This is a genomic window from Pseudogemmobacter bohemicus, from assembly GCF_003290025.1.
Classification (GTDB): Bacteria; Pseudomonadota; Alphaproteobacteria; order Rhodobacterales; family Rhodobacteraceae; genus Pseudogemmobacter; species Pseudogemmobacter bohemicus.
Map to the genome: position 1 here is coordinate 762438 of NZ_QNHG01000003.1, position 24568 is coordinate 787005.

Consider the following 24568-nt stretch of genomic DNA (forward strand, 5'->3'; position numbering starts at 1 on the left):
GACCACCGAGACCACCGAGGCGATGCCGATGATGATGCCCAGCATGGTCAGGAAACTGCGCATCGGATGCGCCATCAGCGCGTGGAACGCCATCGACCAGGCCTCGCGCAGCCGGCCGGTGCCGCCAAAGCGCCGCTGACCGGTGGGGGGCGAGGGCAGGGTCGGGGCGGGCAGGGGGCGGCGGGTGACGGTATCCGAGACCACCCTGCCGTCGCGCATCTCGATCACGCGGCCGGCGCGGGCAGCCACGTCGCGGTCATGGGTGACGATGATGATCGTATGGCCAAGCGCGTGCAACTCATCCAGCAGTGCCAGCAACTCCTGCCCCGAGCGGCTGTCCAGCGCGCCGGTCGGCTCATCGGCAAGGATCACCTCGCCGCCATTCATCAGCGCCCGCGCGACTGATACCCGTTGCTGCTGGCCGCCCGACAGCGCATTGGGCCGGTGATCGAGCCTTTCGCCAAGGCCAAGCCGCTGCAAAAGATCGCGCGCGCGCAGGCGGCGCGACCGGCGGGCGGCGCCGGCATAGATCGCCGGGATCTCGACATTGCCGACCGCGTCAAGATCGGAAAGCAGTTGATACCGTTGGAAAATAAATCCGAAATGCGCCCGGCGCAGCCTGGCGCGGCCGGCCTCGTCCATCTGGCCCACATCCTGGCCGTCATAAAGATAGCTGCCGCCCGAGGGGCGGTCGAGGCAGCCGATGATATTCATCAGTGTCGATTTCCCCGAGCCGGAGGTGCCGATGATCGCGACCATCTCGCCGCGTCCGATGCTGAGGCTGATGCCGTGCAAGACGGTCAGATCCTCATCACCCGAGGTGAAGCGGCGGCTCAGGTCGCTGAGCGCGATCAGGGGGGCGGAGCAGGGATTGGTCACGGCCAGGGCCTCAGAACAGCGAGATCGGCGCGTTGCGCGGGCGGGCGGGGCCGGCTCGGCTGGCCGAGGGCGTGATCGCGACCAGCTCTCCTGCGCTCACGCCTGCGCGCAGCGAAATTTCATGGGTGGTGATGATGCCGGTTTCCACCTCGCGTTCGGTGAGGCGCGCAGTTGCCGGGTCCCAGACCTGGACCAGCGCCGCGCCGCCGGGCCTGCGTGTCACCGCCGAAGCCGGTACGATCAGCACGTCTTCTTCAGAGGCAAGCGCGATGGTGACCTCGGCCGACATACCGATCCTGAGCAGCCCGTCGGGGTTCGGAACATCCAAAAGCGCGTTGTAATAAATGGCTTTTCCGGTATCGACCTTATCGGCGGTGGCGATCGAGGCCGGTGCGGGCTCCACCGCGCGCAGCACCGCTTCGAATTGCAGGTCGGGGGCGCCGGAAAGGGTGAAGCCGGCTTTCTGGCCGGGCCGGATATGGATCACATCGGCCTCGGAAATCTCGGTCGTGACCACCATCATGCCCAGCTCCGCCAGTTTGATCACCGTCGGGCTGGACTGATTCGCATTGATCGTCTGCCCCTCGCGCAGCACCATGGCGACCACGGTGCCGGCGATGGGGGCGGTGATGCGGGTGCGTTCCAGCGCGATCCGCGCCGATTTTACCGAAAGCCCGGCCTGGGCGCGCTGCGCTTCGGCGGATTTCAGATTGGCGCGGGAGATTTCCAGCTGGGCCTCGGCGGGTTCCAGGTCCTGGGCGGTGGTCAGGCCTTTCTCATTCAGCTGGCGCTTGCGGGTAAGGGCCTTTTCGGCCTCGGAAATATTGGCCTTCAGCGCGAGGATCTGCGCCTCGATCTGCGCCAGCGACGCCTCGGCGCGCAGAAGATCGGTCTGTTGTTCCTCGGGGTCGATCTGCGCCACCAGATCGCCGGCGGCGAGCACCTGGCCGAGCTCGACCGGCAGCGACTGGATCTGACCGCCGACCTGGGCGCCGACCGAGACGAGGCTCGACGCTTCGATCACGCCGGTTGCGCGCACTGTCTGGCTGATCGTGCCCTTGCGCACCGCAACCGTCTCGGGCGCGGTGCCGTCAGTCTCGGCCGGTTGGGTGGCCCGCCAGCCCGCCCAGGCAAGCCCCGCCGAGACAAGCAGGAAAAGGGCAATCAGGGCGGTTCGGCGCATGGTCTGGTCTCCGGCTGCGGGTGTTTTCGGGAACCGCCACAGGTGCCGGAATGGGTGCCGGAGGTTCGCAGCATGTTAAACGGCACGCCTCGCCACAACCGTCGGAGCGCGTGGAATTTTATCGGGAAAAGACCGTGCTTTGCCAGAGCCTTCCTGTCGGGAAATCTGCATAGGGCGGGGATGAAGGGGGGGCGGCGCCTCTGCGGATGCGGGCCGATTTGTCCGGCGCCGATACGGTTGCAAAGTGCAGGGCGGCTTCCGGGCAGCGTCTGGAAAGCCTGGCTCATCGGGGCAGGATTTGCCGCATCCTTGCCGGCTGGCGCCGCGCCGGCTTTGGCAGGTCTGAAACAGGCCTGGTTGATGGATTTGTGCGCGGGCCGCCGCCCGAAAGGCCGGGCAGAACTCTGGAGTGCGGAATGAGGAGGGCGGTCGGGACGGATTGCTGACAGGGAATGGCGGCCTGGTCGCGCATCATGTTCCTGCGGAACCGCGTGACAAGGGGCGGGCTGACCTCGGATGAAGGCGCCACCCATTGATCGGCAAGGAAACCGGACGGGGGACCGCTGGTTCAGGAAGGCCGGGCGAGCCGTCGCCGCATTGCGGGAGCGCGGGGATCGGGCCAATTCTGTGCGTCGGCAGACGACCTCATCGCGGGGGACAGTTTTATGCCCATCCTTGCGAACGGGGCCATGCGGGGGAACCTGTGCAGCCGCGCGCCATCACGGCGCCAGGCCGATGTTCTGACCAGGATCCTGATCTGGCATGAACCTGTGCCTGATGGAACTGAGGAGCCAAAGCCGCATCGCCCTGACCGTTTCCATGGCAGCGGGCCTCAGCCTGAAATGCGGCCTTCGCCGCCGGATCAGCGCAGGCCCTGAGCCGCGGATGCTCTGGTCGCGGACCCCTGGCTGAAGGGCCTCGGTGGTCGCAGGAGCGGCGGTCGCAGGGGTGGCGGGCTCCGGCGGGTCTGAGCCGGATGCGCGAAAGGACACAGAGGCCGTCACCATCGGCGCACCGCCGGCCCTGAGGCCGCTCCGGGGAGGGGGCATGCGGCATCGACCCGTACCCGTTTTCCCGGCGCCGCCCTGGCGCCCGGCAGCCCGGGCCCTCGACGCCCGACAGGTTGGAGCCAGGACCGGTTCAGCTCTCACTAAATTGGGGCTGAGGCCCTTTTCGGAGATCAATGCGCCGGGCAACCTGGTGGTTTCACCCTGGTCGCAGGCACAGCGAGACCTGTCAGGAGCCGCATGCGGCGCTGATTTGCCCGGGTTTTTGCGGTGGTTCCGGCCATGATCCGGCGCGCTGACCGGGAACCATGCCTGCGCTGCCGGGCCGATCGCGGCGCTGGTCAACAGCGTCTTGCCTGGCCCGGGGCTGCTTTGCGGAGTGTCGGGATTTTGGCGGCGGAGGGCGAAGGGGGGGCGCCTCGTCTTGACAGCGCCCCGGCGCCGGCGTTTATTCAGCAAGTAACCAAATGTTTACTTTGTCCCACATATGGCCCCTGCATCCGCGCGTATGGCGGACGGGGCCGCACCATGCGGGTCGGCAAATGAATGAGACGGAGGCACTGGAATGATCCATGAGACCCGGAATATCGCCAGCGACATGGCCTGGAAGCTCGCCGCTCTCGCGCGCGATCATGCGGCGGATAGCGGCTGGCTGGTGGCGGTGGTGGTGACCGATGCCCAGGGCTGCCCGTTATCGGCGCTGCGAATGGATGGGGTTGCGCCGCCGATTCTCGATTTTGCCGGCGACAAGGCCTATACTGCCGCCACCATGCGGCGAAGCACTGCCGCCTGGTTCGAGCGGATGAATGCCTCACCGGGGCTGCGCACCGGACTTGCCAATCGCAGCCGCCTGCTGGTCTGGGGCGGCGGGTTGCCGGTGGTGCTGGAGGGGCAGGTGATCGGCGGTATCGGGGTTTCCGGCGCAGCCGAAGCGGAAGACATCGCCTGCGCCCGGGCGGCGCTGGAGGCGCTTGGCCTGTTTTCCGAACTCTGACCCCTGGCGGGCGCATTGCAGATGGCCGCCATCCGGCCTGTTCGGGCGCTTGTCAGTGGGGCGGATCAGGCGCTGAACTCGCCCGCCACTATGGCTCAGGCGCTGACCAGACGGATGATCGTCTCGATATTGAAGCTCAGCCGCTCTTCCAGCGCCTCTTTCGCCATCAGATCGCGTTCATAGATGATGGTGCCGGTGAACCGGTTGGTGAAGTAATAGAAGCCGATGGCCGCGATGGTGATATTGAGCTGAACCGGATCGACCCCTGGGCGGAACACGCCCTGGGCGACACCGCGCTCGACGATTCCCCCCACCATCGAGACCAGCTTTCTGCTGGTGGCAGCGACCAGTTCCGACTTTTTCAGATGTTTGGCCCGGTGCAGGTTTTCGCTGTTCACCAGCGTGATGAATTCCGGGTTTTTCAGGTAGTAATCCCAGGTGAACCGCACCAGCCGCTCCAGCGCGGTGCGGGGATCGAGATTGTCGAGATTGAGCCGCTGCTCGGCGGCCCGGATATCGAGATAGGCATTCTCCAGCACGGTCTGGAACAGACCCTCTTTGCTTTCAAAATAGTGGTAGATCATCCGCTTATTGGCTTTCGCCTTTTCGGCAATCACATCGACCCGGGCGCCGCCAAGGCCGTTGCGGGCGAATTCCCGTTTGGCGGCTTCAAGAATGCGGGTTCGGGTGGCCTCGGCATCGCGGATCCGGATGCGGGTCTTCGGGCTGGCTGCGGGTTCCCCGGCGGCGGCTTCGGTCTCTGACGGGGTGCTCACACAATTTCTCCGACAAGCGGCCCGCCGGCATCAGGCCCGCCAGGCTTTCCCGACCTATAGACCAGCGCGCCGGACCTTCAAAGCCGAACCTTCGTCTCAGCACGGAAAAGCGCATCAAAACGCTTGACTCACGGGGTTGCAAGAAAGTAACCAGTTAGTGCGTTAAGTGAATAGGGCCATGCAGGAAGGAGGCGCATTTCCATCGGGGAGTGCGGCGGCTGGTCTTATCCGGAGCCTGAGAACATCGCGGCCTGAGCCGTGCTTGCCAAATGGGAGGAAATGCATGTCGACCTTCATCAGGGATTATATCGAGGCGCAGACGCTGAGCCGCAGGAAGTTCCTGCTGGCCTCGGCCGCCGGCATGGGGGCCGCGCTGGCGCCGATGGGGATGGCCGGCCGCGCAAATGCCGCGCTGACCGATCCGGCCATGGCCTGGAGCTATCGCGACCGCACCAATCCCTACTGGAATTCCATTGTCTCGGGCGGTGAGAGCTTTGCCTCCTCCATCGGCAAGGACAAAGGCTTTATGACCCATCTGATCAATGAGGGGTCGTCCGAGAAATCGCTCTCGGATATCAAGGCGTTCCTGTCGAAAACCGGCGGCAATTGCGCCATTGCCTGCGATGCCAATGACAGCCCCAATGCGCGCCCCGTCGTCGAGGCGGTGAAGGCGGCGGGCGGCTATGTCTCGACCATATGGAACAAGACCGACGACCTGCATCCCTGGGATTTCGGTGACAATTATGTCAGCCACATGACCTGGTCTGATGAGGGGCCGGCGGAACAGACCGCGCGCATCCTCTTCGAGGCGATGGGCAACAAGGGGGGCGTCGTCCATCTGGGTGGCATCGCGGCGAACAACCCGGCGATTGAACGGCTGAACGGGCTGAAAAATGCGCTGAAGGATTTCCCGGATATCGAACTGCTCGACGCGCAGCCGGCCGACTGGGATACGCAAAAGGCCAATGAGCTGATGGCGAGCTTCCTCACCCGCTACGGCGATGAGATCAAGGGCGTCCACTGCGCCAATGACACCATCGCTTACGGGGTGCTGGAGGCTTTGCGTGCCGAAGGGATCGAGGGGATGCCGGTCGTCTCATATGACGGCAATCTCCAGGCGGTCGAGCTGGTGATGAAGGGCGATATCCTCTGCACCGTCTCGACCAACCCCTATTGGGGTGGCGGTATCACCTCGGCTCTGTCCTATCACGCGGCCATCGGCACCTTTAAGCCCTCGGAAGAGCCGCCCGAACATCGCGAATTCTACGGCCCGACCGTGCTGATCACCAAAGCCGATGCCGAAGAGTTCAGGAAAACCAATCTCGACGCGACACCGACCTATGACTGGACCGATTTCTGGGGTCCGGGCAATGGTCAGATCCAGTATAAGTAAGCCGGGTATAAGAGGGGCCGCGCCAGGCGTGGCCCCCTGACCGGATTTCCACAAATCGGGGGGCTGCAATTGGGCGCTCGCATCTCGCGCGCGACCTTGCTCAGATGGGCACCGTTTCTGGTGCTGATCGCGCTGGTCGTCTTCTTCACGATCCTCAATCCGAGTTTCTTCTCGCTGCGCAATGCGGCGCGGATCGCGCTGGCCGCGACGCCGGCGCTGATGGTGGCGATCGGGGTGACCTTCATCCTGATCATGGGGTCGATCGACCTGTCGATGGAGGGGGCGGTCTCGGTTACCGCCGTGCTGTTTGCCACGGTGTTTTTGCAGCTGGGGGGCACGCTGGCCTCCTGGGCCTGGATCGCACTGCCGGCGGCGGTGCTGGCGGGGGCGGTGTTCGGGATGCTGAACGGCTGGCTGCATGTAAAGCTGCAGATCCCCTCTTTCATGGCGAGCCTTGCTTTCGGTTTCGTCGGCACCGGTCTTGCGCTGATGATGACCGGCGGCGACCGGATCCGGGTCGAGGATGAGCTGTTCAGGGGCCTTCTGACCTTCCGCTTTGCAGGCTTTCCGCTGATGGTCTGGCTGGCCTTCGGTTTCGTGCTGATCGCCTGGTTCATTCAGACCCGGACCACCATCGGGCGCAATCTCTATGCGGTCGGCGGCGGCGAGGAACTGGCCCATGCCTCGGGGCTGAACACGCGGCGGGTGCGGGTGATCGGCTTCACGCTTGCCGGCGCCTTCTACGCGCTGGGCGCGCTGATGGCGGTGGCGCGGATCGGCATCGCGGAAACCGCTACCGGCAATAACTTCATGTTCATCTCGATCACCTCGGCGGTGGTCGGGGGCGTTGCGCTTTGGGGTGGTATCGGCGGGGTGTGGAACGCGGTCGTCGGCGTGCTGATCGTCAATGTCATCAATAACGGCATGGTGGTGATCGGACTGCCCGATTACCTCCAGGACGGGGTGCTGGGGCTGATGGTGATCCTCGCCGTGGTCCTTTCCACCGACCGCCGCCTTGTCAGTTTCGTGAAGTGAGGGCCGGGCGATGTATCAGCTGAAAGCGGTCGACAAGAAATTTCCCGGCGTCCATGCGCTGAAAGCGGTGGATTTCGAGGTGAAACGTGGCGAGGTCGTCGGCCTTGTCGGCGAGAATGGCGCCGGCAAATCCACCCTTATGAAGGTGATCTACGGCGCCTATCAGCCCGATGGCGGCGAGATTTCCATCGACGGGCGCGCGGTGCATTTCGCCAATCCGCGCCAGGCGATGGAGCAGGGCATCGGCATGGTGTTCCAGGAGCAATCGCTGATCCCGAACCTTACGGTGATGGAGAATGTCTTCCTGGGGCAGGAGGCGCAATTCGTCCGCTTCGGCGTGATCAACCGCCGCGCCATGGCGGCGGCGACGCGCCGCCAGCTGGCCAAGGTGAAACTGGATATCGACCCGGGCATGGTCACGGCGGATCTCTCCTTCGCGCAGCGCCAGCTGGTCGAACTGGCCAAGGTGCTGACGCTGGAGGAACGGGTCGAGGGCGATCTGGTGATCCTGCTGGATGAGCCGACCTCGGTTCTGAACCGCGAAGAGGTTGAACTTTTGTTCGGCCTGGTGCGGGAACTCACCTCGCGCGCATCGTTCATCTTCGTCAGCCACCGCATGGACGAGGTGATGGAGCTGTCCGACCGCATCTATGTGATGAAGGACGGCCAGGTGGTTGATGTGGTGACGCGCGGCGCCTCGGATGTCGAGGCGATCCAGAAGAAGATGGTCGGCCGCTCGGTCGATAAGGAATATTACCGCGAGCCGCGGCAGAAACCCTATGATCCCTCGCGCGTGCTGGTCGAGATGGACCGCGTCCGTTTCCCGGGCCGCGCGGCCGAAGTGTCGCTGAAGCTTCATGCCGGTGAGGTTCTGTGCCTCGTTGGCACCGAAGGCTCGGGCCGCGAGGCGGTTTTGCGCACCATTTTCGGCATGCGCACGCCGCTTGCCGGCCGTGTCTCGATCAAAGGGCGCGAGGTCACCCGTTTCTCCCCGCGCAATGCGGTGGAGCAGGGCGTCGGCTATGTCCCGCGTGAACGCAAGATCGAGGGCATCGTCGCGGGGATGAGCGTTTACGAGAATATGACGCTCTCGCAGATGCGCCGCTATTCCGGTGCCGGCGTGTTGCGCACAGGCGAGGAAAAGGCGCTGGCGCGCGACTGGATCAAAAAGCTCTCGATCAAGGCGCATTCCGAATTTGCCGATTGCGGCAATCTTTCGGGCGGCAATCAGCAAAAGGTGGTGCTGTCGAAATGGCGCTCCGGCGGCTCGGATATCATGCTGCTGGACCACCCGACGCGTGGCCTCGATATCGGTGCCAAGGAGGATGTCTATGACATGATCCGCGACATGTCGGATGATGGCGTGGGCGTGGTGCTGGTCGCCGATACGCTGGAAGAGGCGATCGGGCTTTCCCACACGATCCTTGTCCTGAAGGACGGGGTCATTCAGCAGAAATTCGACGGCGCGCCGGGTGCGAAACCGACGCTGTTCGATCTGCTTCATTACATGATCTGAGGGGGCGATGATGGATTTTCAGCGCATCAAACCGCATCTGCCCTGGCTGACGCTGGTGGTGCTGACCGCTTTCGTCGGCATTGCCAATCCGACATTCCTGGCGCCGTCGAACCTGCTGATGCTGGCCGGCGATATCGTGCCTTTGTTCATCATGGCACTGGGTCTGACCTTCGCCATCTATATCGGCGGCATCGACCTTTCGGCGCAGTCGATGGCCAATCTGGTGACGGTGATCGCCTCGATTTACCTCGCCTCGATGGGGGCCTTTGTGGCGGTGCTTTGCGTGCTGGCGGGCTTTCTGTTCGGCACCCTTTCGGGGGTGATCACGACAAAGCTGAAAGTGCCCTCCTTCATCTCGACCCTCGCGATTGGCGGCGTGGCGTTTTCGCTGGCGCAATGGCTTTCCGGCCAGAAGGCTTTGTTCATGGATGCCAGCCAGCGCGACGCGAGTTTCGGCTGGATGATCGGGCGCACCGGCATCATCCCGAACGAGCTGTTCCTGGCCGCCGCCCTGTTGCTGCTGTGTCTTTTCATCGAGCGCCGGACGGTGCTGGGACGGGCGCTGAAGGCGGTCGGCGCCGGAGAGCTGGCGGCGGCGGCCTCGGGGCTGAATGTGGCGCGCTACAAGATCCTCGCTTTCGCGCTATCGGGCGCGCTGGCGGCGATTGCGGGGCTGTTGTTCTCGGTGAAACTCTCGGGCGGGGCGCCGACGATTGCGAATGGCTTCCTCTTGCCGGCGATTGTGGCGGTGCTGGTGGGTGGCACGCCGCTGACCGGGGGGGTGGGGGGTGTGTTGAACACGGTGATCGGCACGCTGATCGTCGCGGTGATCCGTGCCTCGATGCTGTATTTCGAAATCGACGCCACCCGTCAGCAGATGGTCTTTGGCCTGGTGCTGATTGCCGCCATCGCGCTGACCATCGACCGATCAAAACTGAGGGTGGTGAAATGATGCGCGCCGCCGTGCTGACCGCGCCGGGCCGGTTTGAGATCCGCGAGGTGCCCCGGCCGGCAGTCGGCCCGCGGGATGCGCTGATCCGGGTGACCCGCACCGGCATTTGCGGCACCGATCTGCATATGTTTCATGGGGCTTACGCCGCTGACAGCCTGCCACTGATCCCTGGGCACGAGTTTTGCGGCGTGATCGAAGACCTGGGGGCAGAGGTTGCCAGCCTTACCCAGGGCCAGACCGTTGTGGCCGATATCAATATCGGTTGCGGCACCTGTTTCTGGTGCCGTCGGAACGAGGTGCTGAACTGCCCCGATATGGCGCAGCTGGGCATCTCGCGCGATGGCGCTTTCGCGGACTATGTCGCGCTGCCGGCGCGGCTGGTGATCCCGGCGCCGGAAAATGCCGCGCCCGAGCTGCTGGCGCTGGTCGAACCGGTCGCCTGCGTGGTCAGGGCGGCCAGGAAGGCCGGCGCCGGCATCGGTCAATCGGCGGTGGTGCTCGGGGCCGGGCCGGTCGGCAACCTGCATGTGCAGATGCTGCGGCTTTGCGGCGTCGCCCCGATCATCGTGGCAGACCTGTCGCAAGACCGCTGCCGCATGGCGCTGGAGGCCGGGGCCGATGCTGCGGTTTCCGACCCCGCGCTGCTGCAGGCCCGCGTGCTGGAAATGACCGGCGGGCGCGGCGCCGATCTGGTCATCGAAAGCGTCGGCTCGCCGCGCCTTTACACCGAGGCCTTTCGGCTGATCCGCAAAGGCGGCCATGTTGCCTTCTTTGGCCTGACCGGGCCGGAGGCGGCGGTCGAGGTCAATATTCTCGACACCATCCTGCGTGAAAACAGCCTCAAAGGCTCGGTCGCAGGGATGGGGGAGGATATGCATGAGGCGCTTGTGCTGCTGACCCATGGCCGGTTCCGCACCGATGCCTTTACCCGCGCCAGCTATCCGCTCGACCGGATTCAGGAAGCGTTCGAGAGTTTCGCGGCGCGGCCCCGGGACCTGAAAACCCAGATCGTGATCGGCCCCGGCTGAGGCCGGCTGGCTTGACAGATTAATAACCATATAGTTACTTATCGCCGCGCCCGCTCCTCGCGGCGCAGGGGAGGATATCATGGACAAGACGACACGCAGCCTGGCGCTGCCGGCAGGCCCGCGCCGCTTCGGCTTCTGGCTGGATGGCAAATGGGAGGGCGGGCGCGAGATCTTCACCCGCCACTCCCCCGCGCATGACGTGCCGGTGACCGAGATCCCGCGCTGCACGGTGGAGGATCTGAACGCCGCCGTCGCTGCCGCCCGCCGCGCCTTTGAGGACCGCCGCTGGTCGGGGCTTTCGGGGGCTGAACGGGGCGGTGTTCTGTTGCGCGCCGCCGAAATCCTGCGCGCCCGCCGTGATGAGATCGCCTATTGGGAAGTGCTGGAAAACGGCAAGCCGATTTCCCAGGCGCGGGCGGAGATCGAGGGCTGCATCGCCTGTTTCGAGACCGGCGCTGGCGCGGCGCGGCTCTTGCATGGCGACAGTTTCAACAGCCTTGGCGACAAGCTTTTCGGCATGGTCCTGCGCGAGCCGGTGGGTGTTGTCGGCCTGATCACGCCATGGAATTTCCCCTTCCTGATCCTGTGCGAACGGGTGCCCTTCATTCTGGCCTCCGGCTGCACGATGGTGGTGAAGCCCTCGGAAGTGACCAGCGCCACCACGCTGATCCTTGCCGAAATCCTTGCCGAGGCGGGCCTGCCGGCGGGTGTTTACAATGTGGTGACGGGGTCGGGCCGGGTGATTGGCCAGGCGCTGACCGAACATCCGGATGTCGATATGCTCTCCTTCACCGGCTCGACTGCGGTGGGGCGGTCCTGCGTCCATGCGGCGGCGGATTCGAACTTCAAGAAACTGGGGCTTGAGCTGGGCGGCAAGAACCCGATCGTTGTCTTCAAAGACGCCGATCTGGCAGATGCCGCCGATGCTGCCGCCTTCGGGATCAGCTTCAACACCGGGCAATGCTGTGTGTCGCCATCGCGCCTGATCGTCGCGCGCGAGGTGGCCGAAGAATTCGAGACGCTGCTGGCTGCGAAAATGGCGAAGATCCGCGTCGGCGACCCTTTGGATGAGGCGACCCAGGTGGGGGCCATCACCACCAATGCGCAGAATGACACGATCCTGTCCTATATCGCCAAAGGCCAGGCCGAGGGCGCGCGGCTGGTGACCGGCGGCGATGTGATCGACCTTGGCGCGGGGCAGTATATCCGCCCGACGCTGTTTTCCGGCGTCACACCGGAGATGTCGATTGCCCGCGATGAAATCTTCGGCCCGGTGCTGTCCTCGTTCCGCTTTGATACCGTCGAAGAGGCCATCGCGCTGGCCAATGATACCGTCTATGGTCTGGCCGCGAGCGTCTGGTCAAAGGATCTCGACACAGCGCTTCTGGCCACGCGCCGTATTCGCGCCGGTCGGTTCTGGGTGAATACGATTATGGCAGGCGGCCCGGAAATGCCGCTTGGCGGCTTCAAGCAATCGGGCTGGGGCCGCGAGGCGGGTGTCTACGGCGTCGAGGAATATACCCAGGTGAAATCGGTCCATATCGAACTGGGCAAGCGCAACCACTGGATCGGCTGATGGCGGATGTGTTCGATTATGTGATCGTGGGGGGCGGCTCGGCCGGCTGTGTGCTGGCGGCGCGGCTTTCCGAGGATCCGGCGGTCCGGGTCTGCCTTATCGAGGCAGGAAAGCGCGACAGCCATCCCCTGATCCATATGCCGGTGGGCTTTGCCAAAATGACCACCGGCCCCCTGACCTGGGGGCTGGTGACCGCACCGCAAAAACACGCGATGAATCGCGAGATCCCTTACGCCCAGGCGCGGGTGCTGGGGGGCGGTTCGTCGATCAATGCCGAGATTTTCACGCGCGGCCATCCGTCGGATTACGACCGCTGGGTCACCGAGGGCGCCACCGGCTGGGGCTTTGATCAGGTGCGGAAATATTTCCTGCGCTCCGAGGGGAATACGGTGCTGTCGGGCGCGTGGCATGGCACCGATGGGCCGCTCGGTGTCTCGAACCTGCCTTCGCCGAACCCGACAACGCTTGCTTTCGTGCAAAGCTGTCAGGAGCGCGGGCTGAACTACAACCCGGATTTCAGCGGGCCGGAACAGGCCGGGGCCGGGGTCTATCAGACCACGATCCGGAACAACCGGCGCTGTTCGGCAGCGGTGGGTTACCTGCGCCCGGCGCTTGGCCGCAAGAACCTGCGGCTGATCACGGGCGCCCAGGTGTTGCGGCTGAGCTTCCAGGGCAATCGCGCGACCGGGGTGGAGTATGCGCTCGGGTCTGCGGTGCATCAGGCGCGGGCCGAGGCGGAGGTGATCGTCACCTCCGGCGCTGTCGGCAGCCCGAAGCTGCTGATGCTGTCGGGTATTGGCCCGGCGGCGCATCTGCAAAGCCATGGCGTCAAAGTGGTGCAGGATCTGCCCGGCGTCGGCCAGAACCTCCAGGACCATTTCGGCATCGACATCGTGGCCGAGCTGAAGGGCCATGACAGCCTTGACAAATACAACAGCCTGCACCGGATGGTCTGGGCCGGGCTGCAATATATGCTGTTCAACTCGGGCCCGGTGACGTCGAATGTCGTCGAGGGCGGGGCGTTCTGGTATGCGGACGGGCCGGGTTCCGCCCCGGCGCCGGATCTGCAATTCCACTTCCTTGCCGGGGCCGGGGCAGAGGCCGGGGTGCCCTCGGTTCGCAAGGGCAGCTCGGGGATCACGCTGAACAGCTATACTTTGCGCCCGAAGGCGCGCGGCACGGTGACCCTGCGGTCTGCCGACCCAAAGGACAATCCGGTGGTTGATCCGAATTTTCTTGGCCATCCGGATGATTTGCGGGTCTCGGTCGAGGGGGTGAAGCTCAGCCGTGAGATCTTCAGCCAGCCGAGCCTGCAGAAATACATCCGCGAGATCCGGTTTCCGGATAACAGCGTCAGAACCCGGGCAGATTACGAGACCTATGCGCGGCAATATGGCCGGACATCCTATCACCCGACCTGCACCTGCAAGATGGGCACGGATGAGATGGCGGTGGTCGCGCCGGATCTGCGGATCCGGGGGCTCGACGGGATCCGGATTTGCGACAGTTCGGTGATGCCCTCGCTGGTGGGGTCAAACACCAATGCGCCGACGATTATGATCGCCGAACGCGCCGCAGATCTGATCCGGGGCAATCACTGAAGACAAATGCCCGGGCAAGACAAGCGCCCGGGAAGAACGGCGCGCGCGGAAGGGGTGGCTGGTGGGCCGCCCCTTTTCGCATCAGTCGAATTCGGGCGCGTAGGGCACCTTGTCTCTCCCGACGACGCGAAAGCCGGTCGCGTTCAGCGCGTCGATCCGGGCCATGTCGATGGAGGAAAGCGTGAAATCCATCACCTCGAAATTGGCGCGGATGTTTTCCGGCTTTGTCGACATGGTGGTGATCGGCAACCCCTTTTGCAGGATCCAGCGCAAGACGATCTGGGCGGCGCTTTTGCCGTAACTGGCCCCGATTTCCGCGAAAAGCGGATAGCGGAACACCTCGCCCCGCGCGACCGAACAGTAAGAGCTGAGCGGGATGCCGGTCTCATTCGCCGCCGCCAGCAGCCGGCTTTGATCCAGCAGCGGGTGGAATTCGACCTGGTTCACCACCAGCGGCCCCGAAACCCGCGCCCGCGCCTCGCGCATCATCGCGGCGGTGTAATTCGAGAGCCCGATATGGCGGGTAAGGCCCCGCGCCTGCGCCTCCTGCAAGAGATCAAGCGAGCGCGCATTGTCGCCCGAAGGGTCGGGCCAGTGCAGCAGCAGCATATCGACCTGGTCCAGCTGCAGCGCGGCAAGCGAGGCCTCGACCGAAGGCATGAACTTCCCGGTCGTGAAATTCCCGACCCCGACCTTGGTGGTCACGCAAAGCGCGCTGCGAGGCAGGCCGCTGGCCGCCAGCGCGGCGCCGGTCGTCGATTCATTCTCATACATCTGCGCGGTGTCGAAAGCGCGGTAGCCGGTCTCGATCGCGGCGGCAATGGCTGCTTCCAGTACGCTGTCTTTCAGGGGAAATGTCCCGAAAGATCGCTGCCATGTCTTTGAAAACAATATGTTCATTTTTCTCCTCCCATTGCGTTTCCCCCTGGTCTCTGCCGGCCGCCGGGGTAATCGAGATTGCCCCTTGCTAAGGTGTGTGATGGCGCTCTATTCTTATAACTGGTTAGTTACTTATTGCCAACCGGAATGGGAGGGGGATGATGAATAAGGTCAGGACCGCAGCCGAGGCGGTACAGCTGATTGGCAGCGGCGCGATGGTGGCGGTGAACGCGTCCTCGGGGCTCTTATGCCCGGATGCGGTGCTCAGGGCGCTTGGCGAACGCTTTCTCGCCGAGGGCGCGCCGAAGGATCTGACCACCATCCACCCGATTGCCGCCGGCGATATGTTCGGAACCCCGGGCGTCGATCACATCGCCCATAAGGGGATGATCCGGCGCATCATCGGCGGCTCCTATCCTTCGGGGCCATCGAATGCCGAACCGCCGCTGATCTGGCAGCGCATCCTCGCCGAAGATCTCGCCGCCTATAATTTCCCCTCGGGTGTGATCTTCGACATGCTGCGAGACGGGGCGGCGCAGCGGGCGGGTGTGCTGACCAAAGTGGGGATGGAGACCTTCGTGGACCCCGATCTGGAGGGCGGTGCGATGAATGCCACCGCCCGGGCGACGCCTCTGGTCCGGCGGGTGGATTTCGACGGCGAGGACTGGCTGCATTTCCCGGCTTTGCGCCCCGATGTGGCGATCATCCGCGCCACCACCGCCGATGAGAATGGCAATCTGACCTTTGAACATGAGGCGGCGACGCTGGGTGCGATGGAAATGGCGCTGGCGGCGCGCGGCGCGGGCGGTATCATCATTGCCCAGGTGAAACGGGTGGCGGCGCGCGGCACTCTGGGGCCGCATGATGTGAAAGTGCCGGGGATTCTTGTCGATGTGATCGTCGAGGCGCCCGACCAGTTGCAGACCACCGCGACCCAATATGACCCGGCGATCTCGGGCGAGATTTTCCGGCCGCTGTCAAGTTTTCGCCTGCCGGAATTCGGCATTGGCAAGGTGATCGCGCGCCGTGTCGCGCAAGAGCTGAAATCCGGCCAGGCGGTCAATCTGGGCTTTGGCATCTCGGCCAATGTGCCGCGCATCCTGATGGAAGAGGGGCTGCATGGCGCGGTGACCTGGGTGATCGAACAGGGGCCGGTGGGGGGCGTGCCGCTTCTGGATTTCAAATTCGGCTGCGCGTCGAATGCCGAGGCCTTTGTCGCCTCGCCGCATCAGTTCATCTATTTCCAGTCGGCGGGGTTCGATTGCTCGCTCTTGTCCTTCCTTGAGATCGACGCCGATGGCTCGGTCAATGTCAGCCGCCTGGCGGCGACGCCGCATCGCACCGCCGGGGCGGGGGGCTTTGTCGATATCACCGCCCGCGCCCGCCGCATCGTGTTTTCGGGCAATTTCAACGCGGGTGCGAAGATGCGGATCGAGGAGGGCCGCCTTGTGATCGACCGCGAGGGCAAGATCGCCAAAATCGTGCCGAAGGTCGATCAGGTCAGTTTCTCTGGGCGGAGGGCGCGCGCTCAGAGCCAGCAGGTGACCTATGTGACCGAGCGCTGCGTCCTGCAGCTGGAACCGGCCGGCCTGACCGTGACCGAAATTGCGCCGGGGGTCGATCTCAGGCGCGACATTCTCGACCAGACCGACGTGGCGCTGCATGTCTCGCCCGATCTGAGGCTGATGGACGCCGCTCTTTTCCAGCCCGGCCTGTTCGGGCTGCGGCTGTGAGCGTTCAGCGGCTCGATCTGACCTTTGACGGTCCGGTCGCGACCCTGACGATCCGGCGTGAGGAAAAGCGGAACGCGCTGTCTGCGGCGATGCTGGCGGCGCTGCCGGAACTTTGCCGCAGGGTCGAGCAATCATCCGCGCGGGTGCTGATCGTGACCGGGGCGGGGGGGCGCGCTTTCTGTGCCGGCGGCGACATCGCGGCCTGGAGCACGCTGTCTGCGCGTGACTTCGCGATGCGCTGGCTGCGCGATGGCAATGCCGCCTTCGATGCGCTGGCGCGGCTGTCGGTGCCGGTGATCGCGGTGTTGAATGGCCATTGCCTCGGCGGCGGGCTGGAGCTTGCCGCCTGCGCCGATTTCCGGATTGCCGAGGCGCATATGCGGATCGGCCAGCCCGAGCCGGGGCTGGGGATCATCGCGGGCTGGTCCGGCACGCAGCGCGCCACCCGTCGCTTTGGCGCGCAAACAGTGCGGCGGATGCTGCTGGCGGGTGAGGTCTTCGGCGCCGAAGAGGCGCGGCATCTTGGGCTGGCCGACCGTATTGCGCCGGAAGGCGGTGGTCTGATCCTTGCCCGCGAGATGGCCGCGCGGATCGTTACGCTGTCACCCGAGGCGGTGGCGCTGAGCAAGATGATGATCAACGCAGCCGAGGGCGAAGAAGGCGGGCGGGTGATTGACGCGCTGGCCGGGCTTGCCGCCGCGCGCGGGCCCGATCTGCGCGAGGGGCTCGCCGCCCGCGCCGCCGGACGACAACCGGATTTTGGAGGAGATCCAGCATGATACGCCATATTGTTGCCCTGCGGTTCCGGGCCGGGGTCAGCCCCGACCGCAAAGCCGCGCTTTACGCAAAGCTTGCAGGATTGCAGGGTCGGATCGACGGGCTTGCCGGCTTCCGCAGCTTTGCCAATTGCTCGGTCGAGCTGCCGCTTGTGCGCGGCTTCAACGATGTCTTCTGGTTCGATATGCGCGACGCGGCGGTGCGTGACGCCTATCTGGCGGACAGTGAGCATCAGCAGATCGGGGCGGAAATCGTCTCGGAACTCGACGGTGGCGCCGGGGGTGTGTTCGTCTTTGACCTCGACATGACCGCCCCATGACCGAAGCGGATCGCGCATTTCTGACCGGGCTCTTCACCGCGGCGGTCGCGTCCGTCATGCCCGAGGGCGCGCTGGCGGCGCATTTGCCGCCCGTGCCGCGCGGCCGCACGGTGGTGGTCGGCGCCGGCAAGGGGGCGGCGCAGATGGCGGCGGCGTTTGACCGGCTCTGGCCCGGGCCGCTCTCGGGGATGGTGGTGACGCGCTACGGCTACGCATGTCCGGCGGGCCGCATCCGGGTGGTGGAGGCGGCGCATCCGGTGCCCGATGCCGCCGGTCTTGCCGCCAGCGCGGCGCTGTTTCATGCGGTGCGCGAAGCGGGGCCGGAGGATCTGGTGGTGGCGCTGATCTGTGGCGGCGGCTCGGCCCTTTTGCCCGCGCCGCCCGGCGGGCTGACACTTGCCGATGAGGCCGCGCTGAACGCGGCGCTGCTGGCTTCGGGCGCGCCGATCTCGGTGATGAATGCGATCCGCAAACAGGTCTCGGGGATCAAGGGCGGGCGGCTGGCAGCGGCAAGCCTTGCGCCGGTGGTCACGCTGGTCGTCTCGGATGTGCCGGGGGATGATCCGGCCCAGGTGGCCTCGGCCCCGACCATCCCGGATGCGGGCAGCCGGGCTGAGGCGCGGGCGCTGGCAGAGCGCTGGCGCATCGCCTTGCCTCGTCCGGTGCAGGCCTGGCTGGGCAGTGATGAAGGCACGGCGCCGCACCCGGATGACCCGGTTTTCGCGCGGCATCAGACCCGCGTGATCGCCTCGGCGCGCATCGCGCTGGAGGCGGCGGCGGCGCGCTCCGAGGCGGCGGGTGTGCCGGCGGTGATCCTCTCTGACGCGATGGAGGGCGAGGCGCGCGAGGTCGGTCGCGTTCATGCTGCCATCGCGCGCGAGACCGCTTTGCGCGACCGCCCCTTCCGCCGCCCCGTCCTGCTGCTGTCGGGCGGTGAGACCACGGTGACGCTGCGGGCCAAAGGCCGGGGCGGGCGCAATTCCGAATTCCTGCTGGCGCTTGCGCTGGCCGCCGAGGGCGTGAATTTCGCGGCGCTGGCGGCGGATACCGATGGCATTGACGGCTCCGGGCAGAATGCCGGCGCCTTTGCCACCGGGGCGACGGCGGCGCGGCTGCGCGACCTTGGGCTGGACCCTGCCGGGCTTTTGGCCGCGCATGACAGCTGGGGGGCGTTCAACGCGCTGAGTGATCTGTTCCAGCCCGGGCCGACCGGCACGAATGTCAATGATTTCCGCGCGATCCTGATCCGCTGAGGCGGGTCAGGCCAGCAACATCACCTGATTGCGCCCGCGCTGCACCAGGGTGCCATGCTGGTTTGTCACCGTGAAGTCCAGCGTGACGATACCGCGCCCCGGGTCCTTGGTCGCCCGCATATCCACCACTTCGATCCGCGCCGTGATCCGGTCGCCGGCAAGGACCGGTGCGGTGAAGCTCTGATCCCAGCCCAGCGAGGCCACTGCGCGGAATTGCGCCGGCGCCTGGTTCTTCAGCCCGTCAACCAGCGACAGAACCAGCAGCCCATGGGCCACCCGACCCGCAAAACCATGCTCTGCGGCGGCCTCACGACTCATATGGATCGCGAAACGGTCGCCGGTGAGATCCGCAAAGGCGTCGATCATCGCGGCGGTGACCACGCGGCTGCCGGTTTCGACCACATCGCCGGGGTGCAGGTCAGCCAGACCGTAGCGCCCCGGCGCCAGCAGCCGTGTCACACCGGGACCGGAGCGTCTTCGCGCAGCAAGCCGCGCGTCTTCAGCGCCGCCCAGAATTCCGCCGGGATCGGATGGCTGAACCAGGCGAGGTTCTGCTCCAGCTGCCCGACGGTGCGGGTGCCGGCGCAGAAGGAGGGGATCGCCGGATGCGCCACCACGAATTGCAGCGCCGCCGCCGGCAGCGGTACGTTGTATTCGGCGCAGACGGCCTCGATCTTTGCGACCTTTTCCATGATCGCGGCCGGGGCGGGGGCGTAATTGTATTTCGCCCCCGGCACCGCGCCGGTGGCGAGGATGCCCGAATTGAAGCCACCGCCCACCACCACCGCCGCACCGCGCGCCTCGCAAAGCGGCAGGAACCCGTCCAGCGCGTCCTGCTCCAGCAGAGTGTAGCGGCCGGCCAGCAGGAAACAGTCGAAATCGCGCTGCTCAAGGGCGGCCTGGCAGACCTCCCATTCATTGACACCGACGCCGATGGCTTTCACCACCCCCTGGTCGCGCAGGCTGGCCAGCGCGCGCCAGCAGCCATCCATCGCTTGTGCAAAGACTTCGGGCTGCTCGGCGCCACGGGTGAAAACGTCGATATCATGGATGAACATCATGTCGATCCGCTCCAGCGCGAGACGCTGCAGGCTGTCCTCGAACGCGCGCATCGTGCCGTCATAGCTGTAATCGAATTCCATCCGGAACGGCGCCGCATTGACCCAGGGCGCGAAGTCGACCGAGCCGCGCGGCGCCGGATGCAGCACCCGCCCGACCTTGGATGCCAGCACGAAATCATCGCGGTTTTTCCAGCGCAAAGCCTGGCCGGTGCGGATTTCCGCCAGCCCATGGCCATACATCGGCGCGGTATCGAAGAATCGCACGCCGCCCTCCCAGGCGTGGCGGAACATCTCTTGCGAGGTGTCTTCGTCGATCTCCCGCAGGAAGTTCCCGACCGGCGCGGTGCCGAAGGCAAAGGCGGTAACGTCAAGATCGACACGGCCGAAGCGGCGCTTCTGAGCGGGATGCATGCGGTTCTCCTCCCAAAGTAACCATATGGTGCGTTATTGGCATAGTCGCAGCGCTTTCGCAAGCCTGTCGCCCGTTCACCTCTGATCCGGCTGCGCCTGATTTTCCGTCTTGACGGCAGGGGAGAGATCAAAATATGTAACTGATTAGTTACTAACCATTCGGTTACAAACGCAGTGGTTACATACTCCAGGGGAGGGGGCGATGGTTCTGACCGGGATGCAGGTGCAGGTGCGCGATATGGCGCGGCGTTTCGCCGATGAGACGATCCGGCCCGCCGCCGAGGCGCTGGATCGCGACGAGCGCTTCCCTGCGGAAATCTACGAGGAAATGGCACAGCTTGGCCTGTTCGGCATCGGTGTGCCCGAGGAATTCGGCGGCCCGGGTTTCGACACGCTGACCTATGCCGTGGTGATGGAAGAGCTGTCGCGCGGCTATGCCAGCGTGGCCGATCAATGCGGTCTGGTCGAGCTGATCTCGAGCCTCCTCGTGCGGCATGGCACAGCCGGTCAGCGCGCGCTGCTGCCCGACATTCTCGCCATGCGCAAAAAGGTCGCCTATTGCATCACCGAGCCCGAGGCCGGCACCGATGTCTCGGGGATCCGCACCATCGCCACGCCGGATGGCGCGGGCTGGCGGCTGAATGGTGGCAAGATCTGGATCCATAATGCGCCGGTCGCCGATCTCGGCTTCGTGCTGGCGGTGACGGATAAAGCTGCCGGCAATCGCGGCATGTCGATCTTCATCGTCGATCTGAACGGCCCGGGCGTCGAGCGTGGTCCCAAGGAACACAAGATGGGCCAGCGCGCGAGCCAGGTCGGCGCGTTGAATTTCACCGATGTGAAACTCGGGCAGGAGGCGCTGCTGGGCGACCAGGGCCGGGGCTTTCATATGATGATGTCGGTGCTGGACAAGGGCCGGGTCGGGATCGGCTCGCTCGCGGTCGGCATCGGCCAGGCGGGGCTGGAGGCTGCGGTGGATTACGCCGCCACCCGCAAGCAATTCGGCAAGCAGATCGCCGAATTCCAGGGCGTGCAATGGCTGCTTGCGGATATGGCCAAGGATATCGAGGCGGCGCGGCTGCTGGTGCGCTCGGCCGCGCATAAGATCGACGCGGGCGAGGACGCGACGCGGGCCTGTTCGATGGCGAAATGCTTCGCGGGCGATATGGCGGTGGCGCGGACGGCGGATGCGGTGCAGGTCTTTGGCGGCTCGGGCTATATTCGCGGCTTCGAGGTCGAGCGCCTCTATCGCGATGCCAAGATCTGCCAGATCTATGAGGGGACGCAGCAGATCCAGCGCATGATCATCGCGCGGGAACTGTTGAAAAAAGGCGCGCTGGCATGAGCCGGGTCGCGCTGGTTACCGGGTCTTCGCGCGGGATCGGGCTGGCTGCGGCAAAGGCGCTGGCAGCCGAAGGTTTTGCCGTCGCGCTGAATGGCCCGGCCGATGATGAGGAACTGCGCGCCGCCGTCGCCACCCTGGCGGCAAGTGGCGCGCGGGTGATTGCTGCGCCCTTTGATGTCAGCGACATAGCGGCCCATACGGGCGCGCTGACCCGGATCGAGGCCGCGCTTGGCCCCCTGACCACGCTGGTCAATAATGCGGGTGTCGGTGTCCTCAGCCGGGGTGATCTGCTCGATGTGACCGAGGCCAGCTGGGACCGCTGCCTGACCATCAACACCAAGGCGATGTTCTTCCTCTCCCAGGCCTTTGCGCGGCTTTTGCTGTCGCGCGAACGCGGGCCGGATTTCCACGCCATCGTCAATGTCACCTCGTCGAATGCGGTGGCGGTGGCGGTGCAGCGCGCCGAATATTGTGCCTCAAAGGCCGCCGCCGCGATGGTGTCGAGAACGCTCGCCGCCCGGCTCGGGGCCGAGGGGATTGCGGTCTATGACGTACAGCCTGGCCTGATCGCCACCGATATGACCGCCGCCGTCATCGAAGGCTACCGCGCCCGCGCCGAGGCCGGGCTGACGCTGATCCCACGCGTGGGCACGCCCGGGGATATGGGCGCCATCATTGCCAGCCTGGCGTCAGGCCGGCTTCCCTATACCACCGGGCAGGTGATCTCCGCCGATGGCGGCTTGCTTGTCCCTCGTTTCTGAGGTTCGGCCATGAAGATTAAGCTCCCGGATCAGACTGGCCGGATGGTGGAGTATATGCTGAGCGGCACGCCGATTGCCGCCGGCACCCTGGCGAAAGACGTGGCGCGGGTGGTTTATTCCGCCGCGCATGTGGTCGCGGACCCGTTCAGCGCGGCGGACCCTGGCGGCCCGGCGGCGATTGACTGGCAAAAGACGATGGCGTTTCGCCATTACCTCGCGGGGCTTGGCCTGGGCATTGCCGAGGCGATGGATACCGCGCAGCGCGGCATGGGCCTTGACTGGGGCGCGGCGCTGGAACTGATCCGTCGCACGCGCGAAGAACTGCCTGACGCGCTGGTGGCCAATGGCTGCGGCACCGATCATCTGGCGCCCGGGGATGCGCAGGGTGTTGAGGATGTGATCCGCGCTTATCTCATGCAGGCCGATGCGATCCAGGCTCTGGGCGGCGATCTGATCGTGATGGCGAGCCGGGCGCTGGTGCGGGTCGCCACCGGCCCCGCCGATTACATCCGCGCCTATGATGCCGTGCTGGCGGGCTGCGACCGCCCCGTCGTGCTGCACTGGCTGGGCGAGATGTTCGACCCGCAACTGGCCGGCTATTGGGGCGCCCGGGATTTCGACGCGCAGATGGAGGTCGCGCTGGAGGTGATCGCCCGCAACACTGCCAAGGTCGACGGGATCAAGATCAGCCTGCTCGACAAGGATAAGGAAATCGCGATGCGCCGTCGCCTGCCCGCAGGCGTGAAGATGTATACCGGCGATGATTTCAACTACCCCGAGCTGATCCAGGGCGACGAACAGGGCTATTCCCATGCGCTGCTGGGGATCTTCGATCCGCTTGCGCCGGCGGCGGCCCATGCGGTTTCGCGCCTTGGTGCCGGAGATGTGGCCGGGTTCCGCGCCACGCTGGACCCGACCGTGCCGCTGGCGCGGACGATCTTCCGCGCGCCGACGCAATACTACAAGACCGGGGTGGTTTTCCTGGCCTGGCTCAACGGGTTCCAGGACCATTTCATCATGCCGGGGGGCCATCAGGCGCTGCGCCCGCTGCCCTATTTCACGGACTGTTTCCGGCTGGCCGATCAGGCCGGTCTGCTGCGCCAGCCGGAGCTTGCCGTGACCCGAATGAAGACCCTCCTCGCGCTTTACGGCGCAGAATGAGGGACTTCACGAAAGGCCACCCGGCGCTTGCGCTGAACACTGCCAGCCTGGGCCACAATCTGGACGGGGCAGGGGCCGGGTGGTCGCCAGAGCGTGTGATTGACGCCTGTGCTGCGCGCGGTTTTGGCGGCATCACCTTCTGGCGCCGCGAGATCGGGTCGCGGGCGGTCGCGATCGGTGACAGGGTGCGGGCAGCCGGGATGCAGGTTGTGGGGCTCTGTCGTACCCCGTTCCTGACCGGGCCGGATGTGCCGGCGGCTCTTGCCGATGAGATGAAAGCGGCCATCGACATGACGGCGGCGCTTGGTGCGCCGGTGCTGACCATCGTGACCGGCGGCACCGAGCCGGGGCTGCGCGGTCTGGCCGGCACCTGGGATCTGCTGGCGGAACGGCTCGCCCCGGCCTGTGACCGCGCGGCAGAGGCGGGTGTCCGGCTGGCGCTGGAGCCACTGAACCCGATGTTCGGCGGCAACCGGACCTGTCTTTTCACCGTGGCCGATGCGCTGGAGATCTGCGACCGGCTCAATCACCCGGCACTTGGGATCGCGGTCGATGTCTATCATGTCTGGTGGGACAGCCGCCTTTCCGACAGCCTTGCCCGCGCCCGGGGCCGCATCCTGGGCTATCACCTGTGCGACTGGCTGGCCGCGACCTCGGACATGCTGCTTGATCGCGGCATGATGGGCGACGGCGTTGCCGATCTGCGCGCCATCCGCGCGGCGGTCGAGGGCGCCGGCTATACCGGCGCCTGCGAGGTCGAGATTTTCTCGGCGGCAAACTGGTGGCGGCGTGATCCGGGCGAGGTGCTGGATGTGATCGCCTCGCGCTTTCGCAATTGTTGCTGAGGCGCCTCGATCCGGGGGTCTCGCGAGTGGGGGGCGGGGGCTGGCCACAGCCCCTCACAGGGGGGCCGCACAGGGGGTCCCGC

The 24568-nt window shown here is 65.4% G+C and carries 22 protein-coding genes; 16 read left to right on the forward strand and 6 right to left on the reverse strand.

Annotated features, from left to right (window positions below):
* Positions 1 to 879, reverse strand: an 879-nt coding sequence (locus tag DRF71_RS28735) for an ATP-binding cassette domain-containing protein (RefSeq protein ID WP_232831577.1), incomplete at its 3' end; no start/stop codon positions are given.
* 10 nt (positions 880 to 889) lie between these two features.
* On the reverse strand, positions 890 to 2062 hold the full coding sequence (locus DRF71_RS18655; RefSeq protein ID WP_112312009.1) for an efflux RND transporter periplasmic adaptor subunit: 1173 nt from the start codon (positions 2060 to 2062) through the stop codon (positions 890 to 892).
* 1572 nt (positions 2063 to 3634) lie between these two features.
* Between DRF71_RS18655 and DRF71_RS18665 the strand changes: the two genes are divergently transcribed.
* Positions 3635 to 4063, forward strand: coding sequence for a GlcG/HbpS family heme-binding protein (locus DRF71_RS18665; RefSeq protein WP_198672259.1), 429 nt, complete (start codon positions 3635 to 3637; stop codon positions 4061 to 4063).
* 95 nt (positions 4064 to 4158) lie between these two features.
* Here DRF71_RS18665 and DRF71_RS18670 read toward each other — a convergent pair whose 3' ends face one another.
* The gene (locus DRF71_RS18670; protein WP_198672260.1) at positions 4159 to 4839 is read right to left on the reverse strand and encodes a TetR/AcrR family transcriptional regulator; all 681 of its coding nucleotides are present in this window, start codon (positions 4837 to 4839) and stop codon (positions 4159 to 4161) included.
* A 283-nt stretch (positions 4840 to 5122) separates the two neighbouring features.
* On the opposite strand from DRF71_RS18670, the gene DRF71_RS18675 reads away from it, so the two are divergent.
* From DRF71_RS18675 to DRF71_RS18705, 7 genes are all read left to right on the forward strand, one after another.
* A complete protein-coding gene (locus tag DRF71_RS18675) occupies positions 5123 to 6232 on the forward strand; it encodes a sugar ABC transporter substrate-binding protein (RefSeq protein ID WP_112312011.1) in 1110 nt (369 codons plus the stop codon).
* Between the two features lie 69 nt (positions 6233 to 6301).
* Positions 6302 to 7267 (forward strand): ABC transporter permease, encoded by a 966-nt coding sequence (locus DRF71_RS18680; protein ID WP_112312012.1) that lies wholly within the window; start codon positions 6302 to 6304, stop codon positions 7265 to 7267.
* A 10-nt stretch (positions 7268 to 7277) separates the two neighbouring features.
* Entirely contained in the window at positions 7278 to 8783 is a 1506-nt protein-coding gene (locus DRF71_RS18685) for a sugar ABC transporter ATP-binding protein (RefSeq protein WP_112312013.1), read from the forward strand.
* A 10-nt stretch (positions 8784 to 8793) separates the two neighbouring features.
* On the forward strand, positions 8794 to 9735 hold the full coding sequence (locus DRF71_RS18690; RefSeq protein WP_112312169.1) for an ABC transporter permease: 942 nt from the start codon (positions 8794 to 8796) through the stop codon (positions 9733 to 9735).
* Positions 9732 to 10763 carry a zinc-dependent alcohol dehydrogenase gene (locus tag DRF71_RS18695; protein WP_198672262.1) on the forward strand — a complete coding sequence of 344 codons (1032 nt, stop codon included), beginning with the start codon at positions 9732 to 9734 and terminating at the stop codon, positions 10761 to 10763. The genes DRF71_RS18690 and DRF71_RS18695 overlap by 4 nt, the downstream gene beginning before the upstream one ends.
* 79 nt (positions 10764 to 10842) lie before the next feature.
* Complete coding sequence (locus DRF71_RS18700) at positions 10843 to 12339, forward strand: aldehyde dehydrogenase family protein (protein ID WP_112312014.1); 1497 nt, start codon at positions 10843 to 10845, stop codon at positions 12337 to 12339.
* Positions 12339 to 13940: a GMC family oxidoreductase gene (locus DRF71_RS18705; protein ID WP_112312015.1), complete on the forward strand. Its 1602-nt coding sequence runs from the start codon at positions 12339 to 12341 to the stop codon at positions 13938 to 13940. The genes DRF71_RS18700 and DRF71_RS18705 overlap by 1 nt, the downstream gene beginning before the upstream one ends.
* 81 nt (positions 13941 to 14021) lie before the next feature.
* Here DRF71_RS18705 and DRF71_RS18710 read toward each other — a convergent pair whose 3' ends face one another.
* Entirely contained in the window at positions 14022 to 14840 is an 819-nt protein-coding gene (locus tag DRF71_RS18710) for an aldo/keto reductase (protein WP_112312016.1), read from the reverse strand.
* A gap of 140 nt (positions 14841 to 14980) precedes the next feature.
* Between DRF71_RS18710 and DRF71_RS18715 the strand changes: the two genes are divergently transcribed.
* From DRF71_RS18715 to DRF71_RS18730, 4 genes are read left to right on the forward strand one after another with little or no spacing between them, the layout of a single operon-like run.
* Positions 14981 to 16552: an acyl CoA:acetate/3-ketoacid CoA transferase gene (locus DRF71_RS18715; protein ID WP_112312170.1), complete on the forward strand. Its 1572-nt coding sequence runs from the start codon at positions 14981 to 14983 to the stop codon at positions 16550 to 16552.
* Complete coding sequence (locus DRF71_RS18720) at positions 16549 to 17331, forward strand: enoyl-CoA hydratase/isomerase family protein (protein ID WP_112312017.1); 783 nt, start codon at positions 16549 to 16551, stop codon at positions 17329 to 17331. Before DRF71_RS18715 ends, DRF71_RS18720 begins: the two co-directional genes overlap by 4 nt.
* Positions 17328 to 17648 carry a Dabb family protein gene (locus DRF71_RS18725; RefSeq protein WP_112312018.1) on the forward strand — a complete coding sequence of 107 codons (321 nt, stop codon included), beginning with the start codon at positions 17328 to 17330 and terminating at the stop codon, positions 17646 to 17648. Before DRF71_RS18720 ends, DRF71_RS18725 begins: the two co-directional genes overlap by 4 nt.
* Positions 17645 to 18901, forward strand: a complete 1257-nt coding sequence (locus DRF71_RS18730) for a glycerate kinase type-2 family protein (RefSeq protein ID WP_112312019.1) — start codon at positions 17645 to 17647, stop codon at positions 18899 to 18901. The genes DRF71_RS18725 and DRF71_RS18730 overlap by 4 nt, the downstream gene beginning before the upstream one ends.
* A gap of 6 nt (positions 18902 to 18907) precedes the next feature.
* Here the strand turns inward: DRF71_RS18730 and DRF71_RS18735 are convergent, their stop codons facing one another.
* Complete coding sequence (locus DRF71_RS18735) at positions 18908 to 19360, reverse strand: MaoC family dehydratase (protein WP_232831578.1); 453 nt, start codon at positions 19358 to 19360, stop codon at positions 18908 to 18910.
* Entirely contained in the window at positions 19357 to 20373 is a 1017-nt protein-coding gene (locus DRF71_RS18740; RefSeq protein ID WP_112312020.1) for an aldo/keto reductase, read from the reverse strand. Before DRF71_RS18740 ends, DRF71_RS18735 begins: the two co-directional genes overlap by 4 nt.
* Positions 20374 to 20575: 202 nt before the next feature.
* Here DRF71_RS18740 and DRF71_RS18745 point away from each other — a divergent pair, with 202 nt between their 5' ends.
* Genes DRF71_RS18745 through DRF71_RS18760 form a run of 4 tightly spaced genes read left to right on the forward strand, consistent with a single transcriptional unit; the run spans position 20576 to position 24485 of the window.
* Positions 20576 to 21718, forward strand: coding sequence for an acyl-CoA dehydrogenase family protein (locus DRF71_RS18745; protein WP_112312021.1), 1143 nt, complete (start codon positions 20576 to 20578; stop codon positions 21716 to 21718).
* Positions 21715 to 22479, forward strand: a complete 765-nt coding sequence (locus DRF71_RS18750; protein ID WP_112312022.1) for a 3-ketoacyl-ACP reductase — start codon at positions 21715 to 21717, stop codon at positions 22477 to 22479. Before DRF71_RS18745 ends, DRF71_RS18750 begins: the two co-directional genes overlap by 4 nt.
* Positions 22480 to 22488: 9 nt before the next feature.
* Entirely contained in the window at positions 22489 to 23640 is a 1152-nt protein-coding gene (locus DRF71_RS18755; protein ID WP_112312023.1) for a dihydrodipicolinate synthase family protein, read from the forward strand.
* Complete coding sequence (locus DRF71_RS18760) at positions 23637 to 24485, forward strand: sugar phosphate isomerase/epimerase family protein (RefSeq protein ID WP_112312024.1); 849 nt, start codon at positions 23637 to 23639, stop codon at positions 24483 to 24485. Before DRF71_RS18755 ends, DRF71_RS18760 begins: the two co-directional genes overlap by 4 nt.
* Positions 24486 to 24568 lie beyond the last annotated feature (83 nt).